Origin of the sequence: Deinococcus sp. (assembly GCF_018260555.1) — a bacterium.
GTDB lineage: Bacteria > Deinococcota > Deinococci > Deinococcales > Deinococcaceae > Deinococcus.
Genome location: NZ_JAGLBB010000147.1, coordinates 758 through 1,038, shown reverse-complemented (window position 1 = coordinate 1,038; position 281 = coordinate 758). Strand labels below are relative to the sequence as shown.

The 281-nt window shown below is 65.1% G+C and carries 1 pseudogene; it reads left to right on the top strand.

The features are described from left to right. A pseudogene (locus tag QZ271_RS14360) lies at nucleotides 1-281 on the top strand (hypothetical protein); the annotation flags it as partial.

Sequence of the window (281 nt, the reverse complement as noted above, 5' to 3'; positions counted from 1 at the left end):
GGCGGCTGCTGATTTCGCAGTTGCTGCGGCTGGGTCTGCTCAAGCCGCGCAAATCGCGCGTGGCCCGCTTGATGGTTGGCGTGGCCCGCGAGGTTCGGGGCGTGGTGCTGGTCGATGACCATATTTTCCGGCGGTGGAAAGATGATCTGGGGCGTCCCTTCAGGCAGCTGGCTGTTCGGGACGAGGCGGGGCAGACCTACACGTTTCCGGTGCGTGAGGGGGCGGGCCTGGGCACCCAGCTGCTGGTGTCTGCCGACCTGATTATGCAGACCAGTTTGCGT